Here is a 536-nt window from a genome sequence, read left to right on the forward strand (position 1 = left end):
AACGTCTCCAGATGAACGTTCTTGCCCCAAAGCTGCACGACATAAGGCAGCGTGCGTTCCACGTACTTCAGATCCAGCTCTGTGCCTTCATAGTTGTGGCTCAGATACAGCTCGCCGACGCGGTTGAAATCGCCGTCCTTGACGTAGAGGCTCGGGAATCCGCCGTTTACCTTCGAATAGACGAGCTGCTCGCGAATGTTTTCCCACGATTTATCGGTAATTTTCCATTCCGGTCCTTTTTTCTCGAAAATGTACAGGTCGAGGTCGTCGACTAGCTCCTTGGTTAAGTAATTGCGCAAAAAAGAAATGTCGGAATCGAATTCGCGCACCTCGAAAATTTTTTCCCGTCCTTTGCCCGGCTCGCGCCCGAAACGTACCATTTCTTCCTTCGTTGGCTTATCCCAGCGACGTTCGATATCCTCGAATATTTTCAAGCCTAGGTAATAAGGATTGAGGCTATGACGAGAAGGAACGACTACGGACGAATTAAGCTTGGCAAATTCGATCGTCTCATCGCTCGTGAGATCGAGCTCGCG

General features: G+C 49.8%; 1 protein-coding gene. It reads right to left on the bottom strand.

The annotated features are described in order from the left end of the window. Positions 1-536, bottom strand: a 536-nt coding sequence (locus V8F51_RS31500) for a SpoVR family protein (RefSeq protein WP_337104449.1), incomplete at both ends; no start/stop codon positions are given.

The sequence above is a fragment of the Paenibacillus sp. YIM B09110 genome, from assembly GCF_037167145.1.
In the GTDB taxonomy this organism is placed as follows: Bacteria; Bacillota; Bacilli; order Paenibacillales; family Paenibacillaceae; genus Pristimantibacillus.